The 17,112-nt window shown below is 35.3% G+C and carries 13 protein-coding genes; 9 read left to right on the top strand and 4 right to left on the bottom strand.

Annotated features, from left to right (window positions below):
- The first annotated feature begins 156 nt into the window (after window positions 1-156).
- The 8 genes from ACKX2A_RS15285 (at window position 157) to ACKX2A_RS15250 (ending at window position 10,560) form a co-directional block, all read left to right on the top strand.
- Entirely contained in the window at window positions 157-1,824 is a 1,668-nt protein-coding gene (locus ACKX2A_RS15285; RefSeq protein ID WP_415325608.1) for a glycoside hydrolase family 28 protein, read from the top strand.
- 282 nt (window positions 1,825-2,106) lie between these two features.
- Window positions 2,107-3,015, top strand: a complete 909-nt coding sequence (locus tag ACKX2A_RS15280) for an alpha/beta hydrolase (RefSeq protein WP_415325606.1) — start codon at window positions 2,107-2,109, stop codon at window positions 3,013-3,015.
- A 38-nt stretch (window positions 3,016-3,053) separates the two neighbouring features.
- Complete coding sequence (locus ACKX2A_RS15275; RefSeq protein ID WP_415325605.1) at window positions 3,054-4,022, top strand: pectinesterase family protein; 969 nt, start codon at window positions 3,054-3,056, stop codon at window positions 4,020-4,022.
- A gap of 140 nt (window positions 4,023-4,162) precedes the next feature.
- Complete coding sequence (locus ACKX2A_RS15270; protein ID WP_415325603.1) at window positions 4,163-4,900, top strand: rhamnogalacturonan acetylesterase; 738 nt, start codon at window positions 4,163-4,165, stop codon at window positions 4,898-4,900.
- A gap of 218 nt (window positions 4,901-5,118) precedes the next feature.
- Entirely contained in the window at window positions 5,119-5,460 is a 342-nt protein-coding gene (locus tag ACKX2A_RS15265) for a cupin domain-containing protein (RefSeq protein WP_415325602.1), read from the top strand.
- A gap of 64 nt (window positions 5,461-5,524) precedes the next feature.
- On the top strand, window positions 5,525-6,427 hold the full coding sequence (locus ACKX2A_RS15260) for an alpha/beta hydrolase (RefSeq protein ID WP_415325601.1): 903 nt from the start codon (window positions 5,525-5,527) through the stop codon (window positions 6,425-6,427).
- Between the two features lie 257 nt (window positions 6,428-6,684).
- A complete protein-coding gene (locus ACKX2A_RS15255) occupies window positions 6,685-9,177 on the top strand; it encodes a glycosyl hydrolase family 95 catalytic domain-containing protein (RefSeq protein WP_415325600.1) in 2,493 nt (830 codons plus the stop codon).
- 264 nt (window positions 9,178-9,441) lie between these two features.
- The gene (locus tag ACKX2A_RS15250; protein WP_415325599.1) at window positions 9,442-10,560 is read left to right on the top strand and encodes a pectate lyase family protein; all 1,119 of its coding nucleotides are present in this window, start codon (window positions 9,442-9,444) and stop codon (window positions 10,558-10,560) included.
- 402 nt (window positions 10,561-10,962) lie between these two features.
- On the opposite strand, the gene pelA is transcribed toward ACKX2A_RS15250, so the two are convergent.
- The 4 genes from pelA to ACKX2A_RS15230 form a co-directional block, all read right to left on the bottom strand.
- Window positions 10,963-11,985 (bottom strand): pectate lyase, encoded by a 1,023-nt coding sequence (gene pelA, locus ACKX2A_RS15245; RefSeq protein WP_415325597.1) that lies wholly within the window; start codon window positions 11,983-11,985, stop codon window positions 10,963-10,965.
- Complete coding sequence (locus ACKX2A_RS15240) at window positions 11,982-13,178, bottom strand: DUF4861 family protein (RefSeq protein WP_415325596.1); 1,197 nt, start codon at window positions 13,176-13,178, stop codon at window positions 11,982-11,984. The genes pelA and ACKX2A_RS15240 overlap by 4 nt, the downstream gene beginning before the upstream one ends.
- Window positions 13,179-13,632: 454 nt before the next feature.
- Window positions 13,633-15,048 (bottom strand): tetratricopeptide repeat protein, encoded by a 1,416-nt coding sequence (locus ACKX2A_RS15235; RefSeq protein WP_415325595.1) that lies wholly within the window; start codon window positions 15,046-15,048, stop codon window positions 13,633-13,635.
- Window positions 15,049-15,286: 238 nt separating this feature from the next.
- Window positions 15,287-15,988 (bottom strand): hypothetical protein, encoded by a 702-nt coding sequence (locus tag ACKX2A_RS15230; protein WP_415325594.1) that lies wholly within the window; start codon window positions 15,986-15,988, stop codon window positions 15,287-15,289.
- A 317-nt stretch (window positions 15,989-16,305) separates the two neighbouring features.
- Here ACKX2A_RS15230 and ACKX2A_RS15225 point away from each other — a divergent pair, with 317 nt between their 5' ends.
- Window positions 16,306-16,932: a response regulator gene (locus ACKX2A_RS15225; protein WP_415325592.1), complete on the top strand. Its 627-nt coding sequence runs from the start codon at window positions 16,306-16,308 to the stop codon at window positions 16,930-16,932.
- Window positions 16,933-17,112 lie beyond the last annotated feature (180 nt).

The raw sequence follows: 17,112 nt of genomic DNA, 5'->3' as shown, positions 1-17,112 counted from the left end.
ATTTAAAGCTCTCGCAGATTTAGCAGATAACTCAAATGATTACAGATAACTTTTTTCATCTAAATTAAAAATCTGCATAATTCGCCCAATCTGCGAGAGAAAAAATAAGCATTCGATTTCGAATAAATTAAGAATAATTAAAACTCAAAAAATAAAATGAAGAAGTCTCTTAAAGTAATCGGTTTAGCAGCAGCAATGATGTTTTCAGGGCAAATCTATGCTCAGAACCTTGATATTTATAAAAACATTGAGTTTAAAATGCCTCAGGTTGCAGAAACTTCATTTGCAGCCAATACCGTTTCCATCACACAATACGGCGGTGTTGCAGGCGGAAATGTAAAAAATACAGAAGCTTTTAAAAAAGCTATTGAAGATTTAAGTAAAAAAGGTGGCGGAAAACTGGTTGTTCCTCGTGGAATGTGGTTAACAGGTCCTATTGAATTAAAAAGTAACATCAATCTTCATGTGGAAGAAGGAGCATTTATCGTTTTCAGTAAAGATAAAAATGACTATCCTTTGGTGGATGTAAGTTTTGAAGGATTAAATACCATCCGTTGCCAATCTCCTATTTCAGCTAAAAATGCAACCAATATTGCCATCACAGGAAAAGGCGTGATCGACGGAAGCGGTGATGCTTGGAGAGCCATCAAAAAAAGCAAAGTTTCAGAATCTGAATGGAAAAACATCGTAAAATCGGGCGGAATTTTGTCTTCCGATGGTAAAAACTGGTACCCTTCAGAAAGCTATAAAAAAGGATTTGAAAGCAGTTCGAATTTTAATGTACCAGATAAAATTTCTAAGGATGAATTAACGACTGTTAAAGATTTTCTTCGTCCGGTTATGGTAAGTTTGGTAGGTTGTGACAAAGTATTGTTAGACGGTCCGACTTTCCAGAATTCCCCGGCTTGGAATCTTCACCCTTTGATGTGTTCCAACGTGATTTTAAGAAATCTTACGGTTAGAAATCCGTGGTTTTCTCAAAACGGTGACGGTGTAGATTTGGAATCTTGTAAAAATGTTCTGATTTACGACAATACGTTTGATGTTGGTGACGATGCGATTTGTATTAAATCAGGAAAAGATCAGGACGGAAGAAAAAGAGGAATGCCTACTGAAAATGTGATCATTAAAAATAATGTTGTATACCACGGTCACGGAGGTTTTGTCATCGGAAGTGAAATGTCTGGTGGAGCGAGAAACATTCACGTTTCCGACTGTACTTTTATCGGAACGGATATCGGTCTTCGTTTCAAAACGACTCGCGGAAGAGGTGGAATTGTTGAAAATATTTACATCAAAAATATTGATATGATTAATATTCCGACTCAGGTTATCGGCTTCAATATGTTCTATGAAGGTGCATCTCCTGTTTTGGAAGACGGACAAAAACAGGAAGGAAACAAAACACCGGAAAAAGTTTATCCGGTTACAGAAGAAACTCCGATTTTCAGAAATATTTTCTTTAAAAACATCAATGCTGTGAATTCAGATGAAGCGATTACATTGTTCGGTTTAGCTGAAATGAACCTAAAAAATATCGTAATCGAAGATTCTCAGTTTGATACAAGAAAAGCTTTAACGATTGTTGATGCAGACGGAATTCAATTGAAAAACGTAAAACTGAAATATGCTGAAGGAACGGGAGCAACCGTTTACAACAGCAAAAATATCAACCTTTCTACTGTGAAATTTCAATCACCCAATAAACCTGTTGTAAAAGTATTAGGAAACAAAACGGGAGCAGTATTGTTGCCGAAAGAAGTAACATCCGATAAAAATTCACTTTCTATCGGAACGGATGTAGCGAAAAATGCAGTTAAATAGTTGGATTTCACAAAGACACAAAGGTTATTTTTATACTTTATGTTAAGACACAAGGATTTTATCTTCGATAAAATTTAGTACTGAAAATCTTTTGTCAGATTGATGCTTCGACAAGCTCAGCATGACAGCTTATTAACAGTTAGTATTAGGGATGTCACACTGAGCTTGTCGAAGTGTCTTTGAGTCCTAAAATACATTCTAAAAACAAAAAAACTTTGTGTCTTTGCGAAAATCCAACAAACAGAAAAATAAAAACCAGTATTAAAAAACTTCCATAAGCGAATGATTTTTAACAGAAAACATACTTATATTTCTATTTTTTTTGTGGGGACAATGGCATTCGGGCAGGTAAATCGACCGAATGCCACTCCTTACACGAACGAAGGTACGTTTGAAAAATTCAAGAAAAAATATCCTTTTATTACTCCGATTGACCGACCTGTTCCACAAAATATCAAAATCGATAAAGATGTGGAATATGCCAATATCGACGGGCTTTCTTTAAAAGCAGATGTTTTTTATCCTTTGAATCAATCGAAAAAATATCCGGGAATTGCGATGGTTCATGGCGGTGGATGGATTTCAGGAAGCAAGGAAAATGAAAAATTCATGGCAATGGAACTGGCTTCCAAAGGGTATGTGGTGATCGCAATCGGTTATCGATTAGCCGATGTCGCAAAATATCCGGCGGGAGTTGAAGATATTGAAACCGGCATTCAATGGCTGAAGAAAAACCATAAAAAGTATTCTTTAAACAAAAAGAAAATAGTCGTTTTGGGTGAGTCTGCAGGAGCACAAATTGCGACTTTGGTTGGTGTAAAGAAAAAGAATAAAATTCAGGCTATCGTCAATGTAGACGGAATCGTTTCATTTATTCATCCTGAAGCCGAGGAAAGTACCTACGCTGCGTATTGGCTTGACGGCGACAAAGAGAGTAATTTAAAAAACTGGACTAAGGCTTCACCTTTGGAATATGTGGATAAAAATACCCCTTCAACCCTTTTTATCAACAGTTCACAACCTCGCTTTCATGCAGGTCGAGATGATATGATGAAGAAATTGAAGGGTTATAATATTCACACAGAGTTTCATGAAATCAAAGATACGCCGCATTCATTCTGGTCGGCAGAACCTTGGTTTACAGAAACTTTAAATTTGACCGTCAGTTTTTTAGATAAAGTTTTAAAATAAATTTAGGTTGAGATTAAGGCTAATTTAAAGCAAGTTTTATGAAAAAATTATTTTTAATTCTTCTCATTTCAATGGCGAATTTTCTCTTTGCAGGAAATGATCCGTATCTTAAAATTACCGTTGCTAAAGACGGAAGCGGTGATTTTACATCAATTCAGAAAGCGATTAATTCCATCAGAGATCTGGGGCCGGCTGAAGCTTTGGTTTTTATTAAATCAGGAATCTATAATGAAAAAGTGGTAATTCCTTCTTCAAAACATAAAATCACATTAGAAGGTGAAAATAAAGACAACACGATCATTACCAACAATGATTTTTCAGGGAAATTGGATTCATTTAATGAAAAAATGACAACGTTCAATTCTTACACTTTCTTGGTGATGGGTGATGATATTAAAGTTAGTAATCTAACGATTCAAAACTCTTCCTGCAACGAAGGACAGGCGGTTTCTATCCATGTAGAAGGTGACCGTTTTGTGATTAAAAATTCAAATATATTAGGTTGTCAGGATACAATTTATTCCGCAACCAATCACAGCAGACAATATTTTGAAAACTGCTATATCGAAGGAACAACCGATTTTATTTTCGGACAGGCAACGGTTGTTTTTAAAAATTGCACCATTAAAAGTTTAGCTGATTCTTACATCACCGCAGCGGCAACAGAAGCCGACAGACAATATGGTTTTGTATTTTTTGATTGTAAATTAATTGCCAAAGAAGGCATTACAAAAGTATATTTAGGAAGACCGTGGCGACCTTATGCAAAAACAGTTTTCATCAACACAGAAATGGGAAAACACATTGTTCCCGAAGGCTGGAATCCGTGGAAAGGTGACAAAATGTTCCCTGATAAAGAAAAAACAGCTTATTACGCAGAATTTGGAAGTAAAGGCGATGGCGGAAATATTTCAAAACGTGTGAGCTGGTCACATCAACTGACGAAGAAAGATTTGAAAGATTATACTTTAGAAAAGATTTTTAATAACTGGAATCCAAATAAATGATAAAATAATCTATTGAGATGCTTCGACAAGCTCAGCATGACAATTCTAATACTAACTGTTTTAATTTAACAAGAAATTTGTCGCAATGTCATTCTGAGTCTTTCGAAGCATCTCTCAAGTTTAAATAAAAAAATTTAAAAATGAAAAAAATACTTTTGCTATTCAGCATAGCCTTTTCAACTTTAATTTTGGCTCAAAAAAAGCCTACTCTGTTTCTCATCGGCGACTCTACAATGGCAAACAAAGAAAATCCCGATAAAAACCCTGAACATGGTTGGGGACAGGTATTACCGCAATTTTTTACCACAGGAATCGAAATCCAAAATCATGCGATGAACGGAAGAAGCTCTAAAAGTTTCAGAACGGAAGGAAGATGGGATAAAGTGGAAAAGCAACTGAAAAAAGGTGATTTTGTTATTATTCAGTTCGGACATAACGATCAGAAATTCAAAGATTCTACAAAATTTACCAATCCTTATACACAATACAGAGCCAATCTGGAAAGGTATGTAAATGAAGCAAGAGCAAAAGGTGCAACTCCAATTTTAATGACATCAATTGTAAGAAGAAATTTCAACGAAAACGGAGTTTTAATCGATACGCATAAGGAATATCCTTTGGTCGTAAGAATGGTTGCCAATGATCTGAAAGTTCCGTTTGTGGATATGCAGTTACTGACTGAACAGTTGGAAATTGCTTATGGTCCGGAAAATTCGAAAAAGCTACATTTGCACTACAAAGAAGGGGAAGAACCATTTTATCCGAAAGGAAAAGACGATGATACGCATTTATCAAGATTAGGTGCCGAAACCGTTGCAAAATTGGCTGTTAAAGATTTGAAAACTTTGAAAACAGGTTTGGAGAAATATATTAAATAAAATTGTTTCCCACAGATTGCACAGATTTTCACAGATGATAACTTTAAAAATTCGAATCTTCGTAATCTGCAAAATTTGCGAGAGGAAAACAGTCAGTTAGTCATTCTGACAAAGGAAGAATCTCAACGTTATTTTTAGAGATTCTTCACTGTACTTCGTTTCTTTCAGAATAACAGTGCGTATAAAAAATTCAGTTTAAAATTAAAAAACATAAAAAAATGAATTTCAAAAAAGAACCGTTCTTCGACGGAAATTCCGAATGGGAAGATTTAGGAGACGGTGTTTCCAGACAATTTGTGGGATATAATTCTCAAGTTATGATGGTCATTGTAAAATTTCAAAAAGATGCTATTGGAGCACTTCATCAACATTTTCATTCACAAATAACTTATGTTGCGGAGGGAAAATTTGAAGTAACTGTTGATGGCGAAATTAGAATTTTACAAAAAGGGGACGGATTTTTTGCTCAACCCAATATTTTTCATGGAGTAAAATGTTTAGAAGCAGGTCAATTGATTGATGCTTTTACTCCTTTTAGAGAGGATTTTCTTAAAGATTAATTAAAAATAATCAAACCTTCAGGGTTTTTAAAACCTTGAAGGTTTAGTAATAAATTACCGGGTTATGAAAAAATTTACTTTTCTGTTATTAATTTCTTTTTTCATTCAATTATCTGCACAGGAAAAAATTATGGTCTGGCCAAAAGGTCAGATGCCGAATTCCAAAGGAATGCCTTTAAAAACGGAAGAAAAAGACGGAAGAATTATCCAGATAAAAGAGACGGAAATGTTCGCTTTTCTACCTCCAAAAGAAGAAAGAAAACAGATGGCAGTTATTGTTATTCCGGGTGGTGGATATTACAAGCTGACTTATGATTTGGGCGGCTACCAAATTGCAAAATGGTTCAATACACAAGGAATTTCTGCTTTTGTTTTGAATTACAGATTACCGACTTCCCCAGATTTAAAGCAAAAAGAAATCGCACCATTACAAGACGTTCAGGCTGCCATAAAATATCTTAGAAAAAATGCCGAACAATACGGAATTTCACCAGAACAAATCGGTATTATCGGAACTTCCGCAGGTGGACATTTAGCTGCTTCGGTGAGTAATATTCTAACCGATTATACTGAATTAAAAGGTGATTGGACATCCATTCCGACAGTTCCTAATTTTGCGATTTTGGTTTCTCCGGTCATCGATTTGGGTGAATTTGCCCATATTGGAAGCCGAAACAGCTTGCTTGGTGAAAATGCTTCATCAGAAAAAATTAAAGAATATTCGATGCAGAATCGTGTGACATCGGCAACTCCGCCCACAATTTTATTTCATGCTCAAAATGACAAAACCGTTCCTGTGATGAACAGCATTTTGTACTACCAGGAAATGATAAAAAATAAAGTGAAAGGAGCCATGTTTATCTTCCCAGAAGGTGAACATAAAATCGGAATTACCAATAAATCTGAATTGACCGACAATTGGAAAAAATTATGTTCTGATTGGTTGAAGACTATTAATAATAAGTAATATTTTTTATAATTTATTAGAAAACGCAAAGTAAATTTATAAATAAAATTATTTAAACTTTTTCCATCTAAATTTTCCACTCAGTTTGTCATCCCGTAGGGATCTAAGCTTAGTATTAGAAAAATAATGGAAAGATTCGAGCTTAGATCCCTACGGGATGACAAACCGAGTGAAGATTTTTAAATATATGATTACGAAAAATCTTTATGCCTTTGTGTTTTTCCAACAAAAAAATCCATCTTAACAAAATAAAAAAAATGCTGAAAACCATTCATCAAAAAATATTTTTACTGGCTTGTGGAACGATGATATCAGTTTCAGTTCAGGCACAGCAAAGTTTAAAATTAATTTATAATAAACCTGCCGAAAACTGGAATGAGGCATTACCAATAGGAAACGGAAAATTGGGTGCGATGATTTTTGGTGGGGCTTTGCAAGAACATCTTCAGTTGAATGAAGAGACAATCTGGGCAGGCGAACCGGGAAATAATGTTCCGAAAAATACCTTCGACAGCATCCAGAAAATCAGAAAATTGTTAAATGATGGTCAGTACGAACAAGCTCAAAAACTTTCAAATGCAACTTATCCGAGACAGGCTCCGAAAAATCTGAATTACGGCATGCCTTACCAGACGATGGGCGATTTGTTTTTAGATTTTAAAGGTCATGAAAATTTTAAAAACTACAATCGAACTTTAGATATAGAAAAGGCAATTAGCACAGTTTCTTATGAAGTGAATGGTGTAACTTTTAAGCGTGAAATTTTCTCGTCTCTTGCCGATAATGTGATTATGATTAAATTATCTTCCAACCAAAAAGGAAGTTTGAATTTTTCCATCAATGCTTCTACGCCCCATTTGCAGAAATCTATTTTTACAGAGAAGAATCAATTAATCATTAATGGAACAAGCGGTTCGGTTGATAATAAAATTGGGAAAATTAATTTTAAAACCATTGCTTTTCCTGTTTTAAAAGGTGGAAAATTAACCTCAACAAAAGATAAATTAGACATTTCCGGAGCAGATGAAGTGATTATTTATGTTTCTATTGCAACGAATTTCAAAAAATATAACGACATTTCGGGAAATCCAGATGCAAGAGTTTCGGAATATCTAAAATCGGCTTTAAATAAAAAATATGATGACGAATTAAAAGCTCATATTGCAAAATATCAGAAATATTTCAAGCGTGTAAGTTTAGATTTAGGAACAACAGAACAGACGAAAAAGACCACAGATATTAGAATTAAAGAATTCGGAACTTCAAGCGATCCGGATTTGGTGGCTTTATATTTCCAGTTTGGACGCTACCTTTTGATTTCATCTTCGCAACAGGGAACTCAGCCTGCAAATCTTCAGGGAATCTGGAATGATAAGCTAAATCCGGCCTGGGACAGCAAATACACAGTGAACATCAATACCGAAATGAATTACTGGCCTGCGGAAAATACAAATTTGAGCGAAATGCACGAACCTCTCTTTGATATGATTCAGGATTTATCGGTAACAGGACAGGAATCCGCGAAGGAAATGTATCACGCAAGAGGCTGGAACACGCATCACAATACCGATTTGTGGAGAATTACAGGAATAGTAGACGGTGGCTTTTACGGAATGTGGCCGATGGGCGGAGCTTGGCTTACGCAACATATCTGGAATCATTATTTATACACCGGAGATAAAGAATTTTTGAAGAAAAATTATAATCCCTTGAGAGAGTGCGCCTTATTCTTTCTGGATGTTCTGCAAAAAGATCCATCAGGAAAATATGTGGTTGTCTCTCCTTCCATGTCTCCGGAAAATACGTATTTGAATAATGTCGGAATCACGGCTGGAACAACGATGGACAATCAGTTGGTTTTTGATGTTTTTAATAATTTTATTCATGCTTCAAAAATTTTAAATGAAGATAAAGATCTTTCGGATGAAGTAAAATTGGCTTTAAGCAAATTACCTCCAATGCAGATCGGGCAACACGCGCAGTTGCAGGAATGGCTGAAAGATATGGACAGAACAGATGATAAGCACAGACATATTTCGCATCTGTACGGTTTATTTCCATCAGGACAAATTTCACCATTCAGAAATTCTGATTTAACAGAAGCTGCAAAAAATTCGATGACTTACAGAGGCGATAAATCCACAGGCTGGTCGATGGGCTGGAAAGTGAATTGGTGGGCAAGATTACTGGACGGAAACCGTGCTTTTAAATTGATTTCAGATCAGTTAACCCCTGCTCCAATGGAATCTCAAGGGCAATCCGGAGGAACATATCCGAATCTTTTGGATGCGCATCCGCCTTTCCAGATTGATGGAAATTTTGGTTGTACCTCGGGAATTGCAGAGATGCTGTTGCAAAGTTATGACGGCTATCTCTATATTTTACCGGCACTTCCCGATGCTTTACCAAACGGTTCTGTAAAGGGTTTGAAAGCAAGAGGCGGTTTTGAAATTGATATTGACTGGAAAAATTCAAAATTGACAAAACTGGTTGTAAAATCTACATTGGGTGGAAATGCGAGAATCAGAATTGCGAAGGGGATTGAATTGTTGGCTTCGAAAACCTCAGCCAGCAAAGCTCAGCTAAGATTAGCAAATGGGGAAAATTCAAACGAATATTATCAGGTAAATCCGATTAAGGCTCCTATAATTTCCGAAAAAGCTCAGTTAAAAGGTTACCCTATTCCTGAAACACAGCTTTTAGACTTTAGCACAGAGACAGGAAAAACCTACATTTTTGAAGTAAAATAGTATTCAATAAATAATAAAACATAAATCTCCCACGGATTTCAAAGTTGCACAGATTATTTACTGTGAATTCTGAGATTCGTGGGAATTTTATTTATAAAAAGACATTAAATCAAATATTTTAAACAAATAACAAAATGCAACCGATTTAACATATTAATTTAACAACATTATAATTATATAAATATTAATATATTAAAATATAAAACATTTAAATATCAAATACATAATTTTACACCCGAATCAAATAACAACAAAATTACAACTATGAAAACAACATTGAAAGCAGCCTTTCTTATAGCTGCCTTAAGCTCGGCTTTTGCTTTTGTCGGCTGTGGACAGGAAGACATCAAAACAGATTTAACAGAAAATCCGGATAACCTTACCGCTAAAAGTATTTTGACGGCCAATGCTGTCGTTCCTTTGGCAGACTGTGTTGCTCCGGGATGGGCTTCTCAAAACGGCGGAACAACCGGTGGCGGAACGGCTGCTGAGACGACCGTTACGACGTATGCCCAATTAAAAGCAGCAATCGAAAATGCAGCAGTGAAAGTGATTAAAATTACTGGAACCATCACCATTACGACCCGTTTATCGCTTCAAGATCAAACCGGAAAAACACTATACGGAATGAGTGGTGCAAAACTGGTTTCTACAGACCAGACAGCAAGCGGATCGGGAATTATCAACATCAAAAGATGCAACAATATCGTCATCCGAAACCTTATTTTTGAAGGACCGGGAGCTTATGATACAGACGGTTGGGACAATGCGATTTTAGATGACTGCAGAAACGTATGGATCGACCATTGTGAATTCAGAGACGGTGTTGATGGAAATTTTGATATTAAAAACAAATCAGATTTTGTGACGGTTTCTTACACCAAATTTCATTATCTAAAAGCTCCGAAACCGGGTGGTTCAGGTGGAACAGACGATCACAGATTTTCCAACCTTATCGGTTCGAGCGACACCTCAACAGCAGATGCCGGAAAACTGAATGTTACCTTCGTTCGTTGCTGGTGGGCTCCAGGTTGTAGAGAACGTATGCCGAGAGTGAGATTCGGGAAAATCCATATTGTGAATAGCTATTTCAACAGTTCGGTGAGCAACAAATGTATCGCAGCCGGTGTTCAAGCGAATATTCGAGTTGATGGAAACGTGTTTGAAAATGTAAAAGAGCCCATCAATTTGATGAGCGGATATACAGCCGTAACAGTAACTTCCAACAACACCTTCACAAATGTGACCGGAAATACAGCAGGAAGCGGAACAGCGTTTACACCGCCTTATACCATTCCAATGTTGTCTTTATCTTCGGTAAAATCGGACGTTACAGCCAATGCAGGAGCTACATTAACCGGAAATATCTGCAACTCTTTATAAGAAATTTAAATACTAATTGCTGAAAAAAAGACTGAGAAATTCTCAGTCTTTTTTCTGTCATTGCGAGGAGCAAAGCGACGAAGCAATCTCTAAAAATATCAACCACAAAGTTTGTCTTTCCGTAGGAATCTAGACGCAGTATTCGAAAAATGTTTGGAAATATTCGTGCTTAGATTCTTAAGGAAAGACAAACTTTATGGTTATTTCAAATATTTTAAGGGATGACTAACACTTTAGCCCCGATTGCCGCGGCTTCCTTTTTTGCAAAGGAAAAAGTGTTGGCAAAAAAGATATAGCAGAAAGCGGGAAATAGCTCCTGAAAAAGGTGGAAGTTGGAATATAGAAGCTGGAAGTTTATCTGATTGAAAACAAGAGATTGCTTCGTCACTTCCTCGCAATGACCTAAAGCGTTACTTTATTCTTCTCCGCCCATTTCGGGAATTCTTTATTAATCAATTTATCTGCAAAATCGCCGAACCAGCTGTATCCGTTTCGTCTTTCTTCCGAAACTTCGTTATAGTTATATTTTACGCTTCCGTCTCGATCGCCGAAAAGAGGCTTGTTGTTATTAATGTCATAAAATCTCGCCCAGATTACAGAACCCTTTTCTTCTGCTAAAGTTCGGACAGCCTTTCCGTTGACCTTTGAAACGTTGTAGCTGTATCCTTCAATTTTATTTTGTTGAAACCAATTGACAGCAGATTTTATGGACTTTTCAATTTCAGGAGTTACAGGCTGGAGCATCAAAAAACGTACAATTCCTACAGATTCTGCAGTTGCCAGAGAAATAGGTTCAAAAGCTCTCGCCTTGTCGGGCTGAAGAGTGACTTCGTTATATTGATCTCCCCAAATTGCAGGAATTCCCTTTTGTAAGACCTGAGTTTTTAAGATACAATCAATTCCTCTTTTTACCGCGTCTTTTGATTTTTCTTTCAATTTAGCATCAACAACATCAAAATCGTTTTTTCCTTCTGCGACATTGTATAAAACCGTCAAAGCGTTGATCATGGCATTGTCGTTGTACGTCACTTGCTTTCTGTACAAACCTGTATTTGGATAATATTGTGGAAAACCTCCGTTTTTATATTGCATCAACAAAAGATAGCTAATTCCTTTCTCTGCAGACTTAAGATATTCTGGATTTTTTGTGGTGGAATATGCTTTTATTAAAGCATTAATTTCCCTTGAAGTTGCATTGTTATCGATTGTTGCGTGATCGTCGCCTGTTGCTTTTACCTTTTTTAAAAGATCTTTAGTGAGTGGTAAATTGTAATTCACGACAGATTTATCTTCCAACTGTTTTCCCCAACCTCCATTCGGAAGCTGATAGAGAAGAATTTTTTCCGCCAAAGTATCTTTCACCTGTGCAGAAAATAACGCAGATGCGAAAGACATTACAACCACCGAGGTTTTGAATTTTATCATTTTGTTTGCTTAATAAACTTTATAACTATAGGATTCGCGACGATTTGAGATTGTTTTTCCAACATTTTTTCCCAGTCGTCCTGATTTTGGATCTGTCCGCTTTTTTGCCATGCAAATCCTGCATAATACGTCAGTTTTTTCTGAGGTGTTGTGACAATCAACAAATTACTTTGATCCGGAGTTTCTGTACGATAAGAAACAGATTTCTTCACAATATTTGGGTTTACAACTACACCTTCACCTACGTAAGCATCATCAATTTTTTCCCAATGAAGGTAATATCCTTTTCTATCATTGAGTTTTGCCAATCCTTCATTTTTATGAAGACTGATTCCGATGGTGTAATTCGGAGCCGGAAGCTGCGATGTGAATGTAGATTCAAACTTGGAAAAATTTGAGCCGACATCGAGAGAAATTCTTTTAACTTCCTGAACTTTATATTTTCCCCAGGTGAAATACGTTAATTCAAAAACAGTTCTTAAAGGACCTTCAGAGATTGTTCTTGCACTGATGAAGTTTTTCGAAACCTCCAGCTTATCGTTTTCCCATATTCCGATTCCGCCCACTCCACGGCTGTCTCCGACGTGATAAGGATCGTACCCCTCTCCTCTTGTGTCTTTATGATAATACATCGGGTCTGTAAGATAACCTTTATACCATTTATTAATCACTAACTGATCTGTCCTTTTCAGCCAGATATCTACTCCGCTGGAAAGTGTACTTCCTTTGATTCCCTGTTCTGCTTCTTTCTGCCCTTTAGGACCGTACATTCGGAAAGCTACTTTATCATTTTCCCAGGCGTAATCATCCACTCTTTCAGGAACCAATCTGGAATAGGTTGATAATTTCGGAACGGGAACAGGATTTTTTGCGTCTCCAATCATCGTGTAGTTCACCGTTTTCTTTGCATCGATAACTGCCTGAAAAATTAATTCATCATTTTTGCCATCTCCATCGTAATCAATCCACTGAATTGGAATAAATTTATTATTTTCGTCTTTTATTCTGAGATCTGCTTCTTTGGTTTTCTTCAAATACGGTCTTAATTCCGTCATAGAAATAGAAACTATTTCATTTCTTGGAAAATCTAATGTATTTGTAAGCTCAATTAGTTGTTGTGCCTGTATAAAATTTCCGTTAGCGCAACCGATTGCACACATTAAACCTAACAAAGAATTTTTTGTTTTAAACATAATAATATTTCAATTAGTTAGTTTTCCAAAAGTAAAGATAATTTTCTTTCGACAAATAAAAAATCCTATCAATGATATGGTTTTTAACAATACTTTTAGAAAAAATGTTTGAGAATCAAAATTTCCAGAAGCATATTTAGTCCTTTCGTGTGGTTTAAATTTTTTATTTCTTTTTTGAAATAATTAAACTTGGTATTTATTATAATTCATGTTCAATATTTTCAGCATAACAAATTTAGTGGTAATCTTTTAAATTGAAATGAATGACTGCAACCCTAGCCCCTATTGTAACGGCATTCTTTTGGGTTGCGGGCGGAGCATAAACTGCAGGTCTACGAACGAAATTCTGGAGCCCGTAGTCCAAAAGATATAGTGGAAAGCGGGAAATGGCTCCTAAAAAACAATAAAATATATTTCGACGGAATTAAAAATATTGGTGCAAATTGTATCTAAATTACAATTCTAAAATCCATTTTGTAAGATCCACTTCAGACGGAAGGTTGAGTTTCTTTTTGAGTCTGTATTTTTTGGATTCTACGGTTCTAATAGCGATGTTTTCGAACTGTGCCATTTCTTTGGTATTTAAATTCAATCTCATATAGGCGCAAAAACGGATGTCGTGTTCTGTAAGATCGGGTGTATGGGTAATTAATTTTTCATAGAAATCGGGATAAACTTCTTTGAATCTCGTTAAGAAAAAAGGATCTGCGGATTTTGCCAGCTGCATCACCTCATCGAACGAAACATTAATCTGTTTTTCCAGCTTTTCGGTTTCCTGAGATTTTTGTTCGATAAGTTCTTCCTGCTTCGCCTGTTTTTTTACAAATCTTCTTCGCAAGAAATAAATGAGAATCATAGCAGCAATTAAAATTGCTCCAATAAGGACGTAAAGTTTATTTTCTTCTTTTTTCTTTTCTTCTTCTTTTTCCTGAATAAAACTTTTTACAGCAATATTTATAGTTTTTAGTTCACTTTCACTTATGCTATCTCTCAGTGTGGTATACTTTTGTAGATACTCTTTAGATTTTTCCTTATCATCAAGAGAATCATATACCATTGAAATACGATTATAAGTATTGCTTACCTCTTTAGGATTTTTAAGCTTTTTAAAATAATCAAGGATTTGAAAATAATATTTTAGAGCCTCTTGGTTTTCTCCCTTCGTCATATAAAGATCTCCCAAAGCAGTAATTGCAATAGAGTGGTGAAGAGGATTAGCTTTACTCAATGGCACCCCTTTTTTAAGATAATACTCTGCTGAATCGAGATGTTTTTTCTCCCGGATGTACCTGCCTGCAATCTGCACATACATGAGGCTTTCGTTAGGATATAACTTTAATGTTTTATATTTAATGGCATATAAAGAATCTACTTCATCCAAATAATCAAAATTGTATGTTTTCCAGGAATTGGCATATATCACTGCATCTTCTTTCTTTTTGGGATCTGTAATTTTGGCGGAATATTGAAGAGATTTATTAAAATTTACATTAGACTGATCATAAAGTCCCAACAAAGCATAGTTTCTTCCATATTCATTATAAAGTCTCGCAAACAGAACAGGATCTTTAATTTTGGACATTCTGGCTTTAGCCTTATCGAGATACTCAATACTTTCTTTATGTTTATTTAAAGTACAAAGCGCATTGCCAATATTAATTTTAGAGCTAACAATTCCTTCAATATTATCTGCTTTTTTGTATTCATCCAGTTCTTTTAAATTAAATTTCAGAACTCCTTCGATATCTCCTTTGTTTCTATAATCTGTTGTAACCCGATCAAGATCAGAAAGCTTTTGTGTTTGAGAATAATAATTTACTACTAATAAAAGCAGTGTAGTAAGTAGTGTTTTTTTAATGCTGGGGAACATATTAATTCTGATTAGTAAAACAAAATTAAAAAAATATTAAAGAGAATAAATTTTTATATCCCAAAAATGTGGTATTTTTCATAAAAAAGAAAAGTCTGCTCCATAAAGCAGACTTTAACCTAACTAAAATTAAAGCAAGTAATTAGTACTTAAGAATCTCAGTGGATTCTTTAATAATTTTATATAAACATTTGCGCTTTTAATCGTAATGAAAATGAAGGGAAATTTCATTACGCTGTTAAGAACCTAAATTCATGATCGAGAACGATGCGTTTGCACCAATTGTATAGGTAACGGGAGTAGGACCGACACATCCGTTACAATGGTGAGAACCTACCTTTACAACCTGTCCCGCCTCCATGTAAAGAACAATAGAACCACCTCGGTATGTTGTGTTATTGGGTGCAAGATTGCTTATAGAATACATGACAGATCGTTCTTCTGTCGCGCCTGTATACACAAAGACATCCCAGTTTTGTGCATTTGAAGTTGCATTTGCGCCAATCGCACCTCCCAAAGAAACCTGATAAAGTCCTGAAACAGGAACTTTATAAGCGTTGTTTACGATATCCCAATTTCCATCGTTTACTGTAATGTTTTGGAAGTCCCAGACACGAGTGTCATTTTCTGCTGTACTAAATGTTTGCGGAGTCGTTTTTTTTCCTGCAGCAACTACTTTGGGAACAAAACCGTTGGGTGAACTTGCGACAGTTCGCACCCAGGTTACACCATTACTGTAAAAAAGTCCGTCGCTGTATTTTACGGCTCCCGGACCTGCATCGGCAGCCGTTTGATTGGTATCACCAAATGCGATGGCAGAATTTCCTGTCGTAGATCTTACATCTAGCATTACTTTTGGATCTGCATTCCCTATTCCCACTTGAGCAAAAGAATTTCCGAAAATGGAAAGTACAAACAGGAAAATAAATTTGTTTTTCATTGTTTTAAAGTTTTGTTTTCAGTCTAATTTATTTTATTAAAGAAAAATTGTGTTTAAATGAAAAAATTTAACTCATCACATGTTGAATTATGTAAAAATACTTTGAATAAAGAATCTGGAGAAATTTTTTTTGTGGATAAAATTCTACAAAATGTAGAAAAATTTCGACAAAATTAAATTTTATGTTAAATGTTCATTGTAAATTTGTGGTATCAAATAAATCACCATTATATGAGGAAAACTTTATTCCGCACTTCTTTTACCCGTTGAGTTCAACCTCGAAATAACCACATTGCACTACTAAAAACTGATACTTAATGAATAAAAAAATACTTATTGCCGACGATCATTACGTTGTGAGAATGGGCGCTTCCCTCCTGCTGCATTCCGCTCATCAAGATTTCGAAATAGATTTTACTGAAACCTATGATAATGTAAAACAAAAAGTTTCTGAGAAAAACTACGACCTTCTGATGCTCGACATCGACATGCCCGGAAGCACTTACCAGAGAATGGTAAAAGAATTAAAGAAAATCGATCCTCACATAAAAATCCTAATGTTTTCTGAGTACGACGAAAAAACTGCCGTACAATACATCAAAGAAGGTGCAGACGGATACCTCAACAAGCAACATAGTGAAAACGTTGTAGATGCGGTGATTTCAATTTTCAAGCAAGGATATTATTATCCACAGGAAATTACGCATCATCTTTTTAGCTCAACTAAAGAAATAACTCCTTTATTCAATCTCTCGAAGAGGGAATTTCAGATTTTTAAATTACTTGCCGAAGGTCATGGAAATCTTGAAATTTCTAATAATCTTGATATTAAAATGTCAACAGTAAGTACTTTCAAGAAAAGAATTTTTGAAAAACTGAATGTAAAAACAATCGTAGAAATCATTAAACTTTATGATAAATATAATTCGGGAGTTTTGAAATAAAAAAGTCTGTTTAAATTTTTTATTTTTGAACCAAGAAGATTAAATATTTACTTGATAAGTTTAAAAATAAAACTGGTGGCTTTGAGAACCTCAGCCACCAGTTTCAATTAGAATGTTTAAGCTGAAAAAATTCAGTTTTAATACATCAAATATTTTTTATCTTTTTTACCCAACCCGCCT

Source organism: Chryseobacterium sp. MMS23-Vi53, from assembly GCF_047651245.1.
Lineage (GTDB): Bacteria > Bacteroidota > Bacteroidia > Flavobacteriales > Weeksellaceae > Chryseobacterium.
This window is presented reverse-complemented; position numbering and strand designations above follow the sequence as displayed.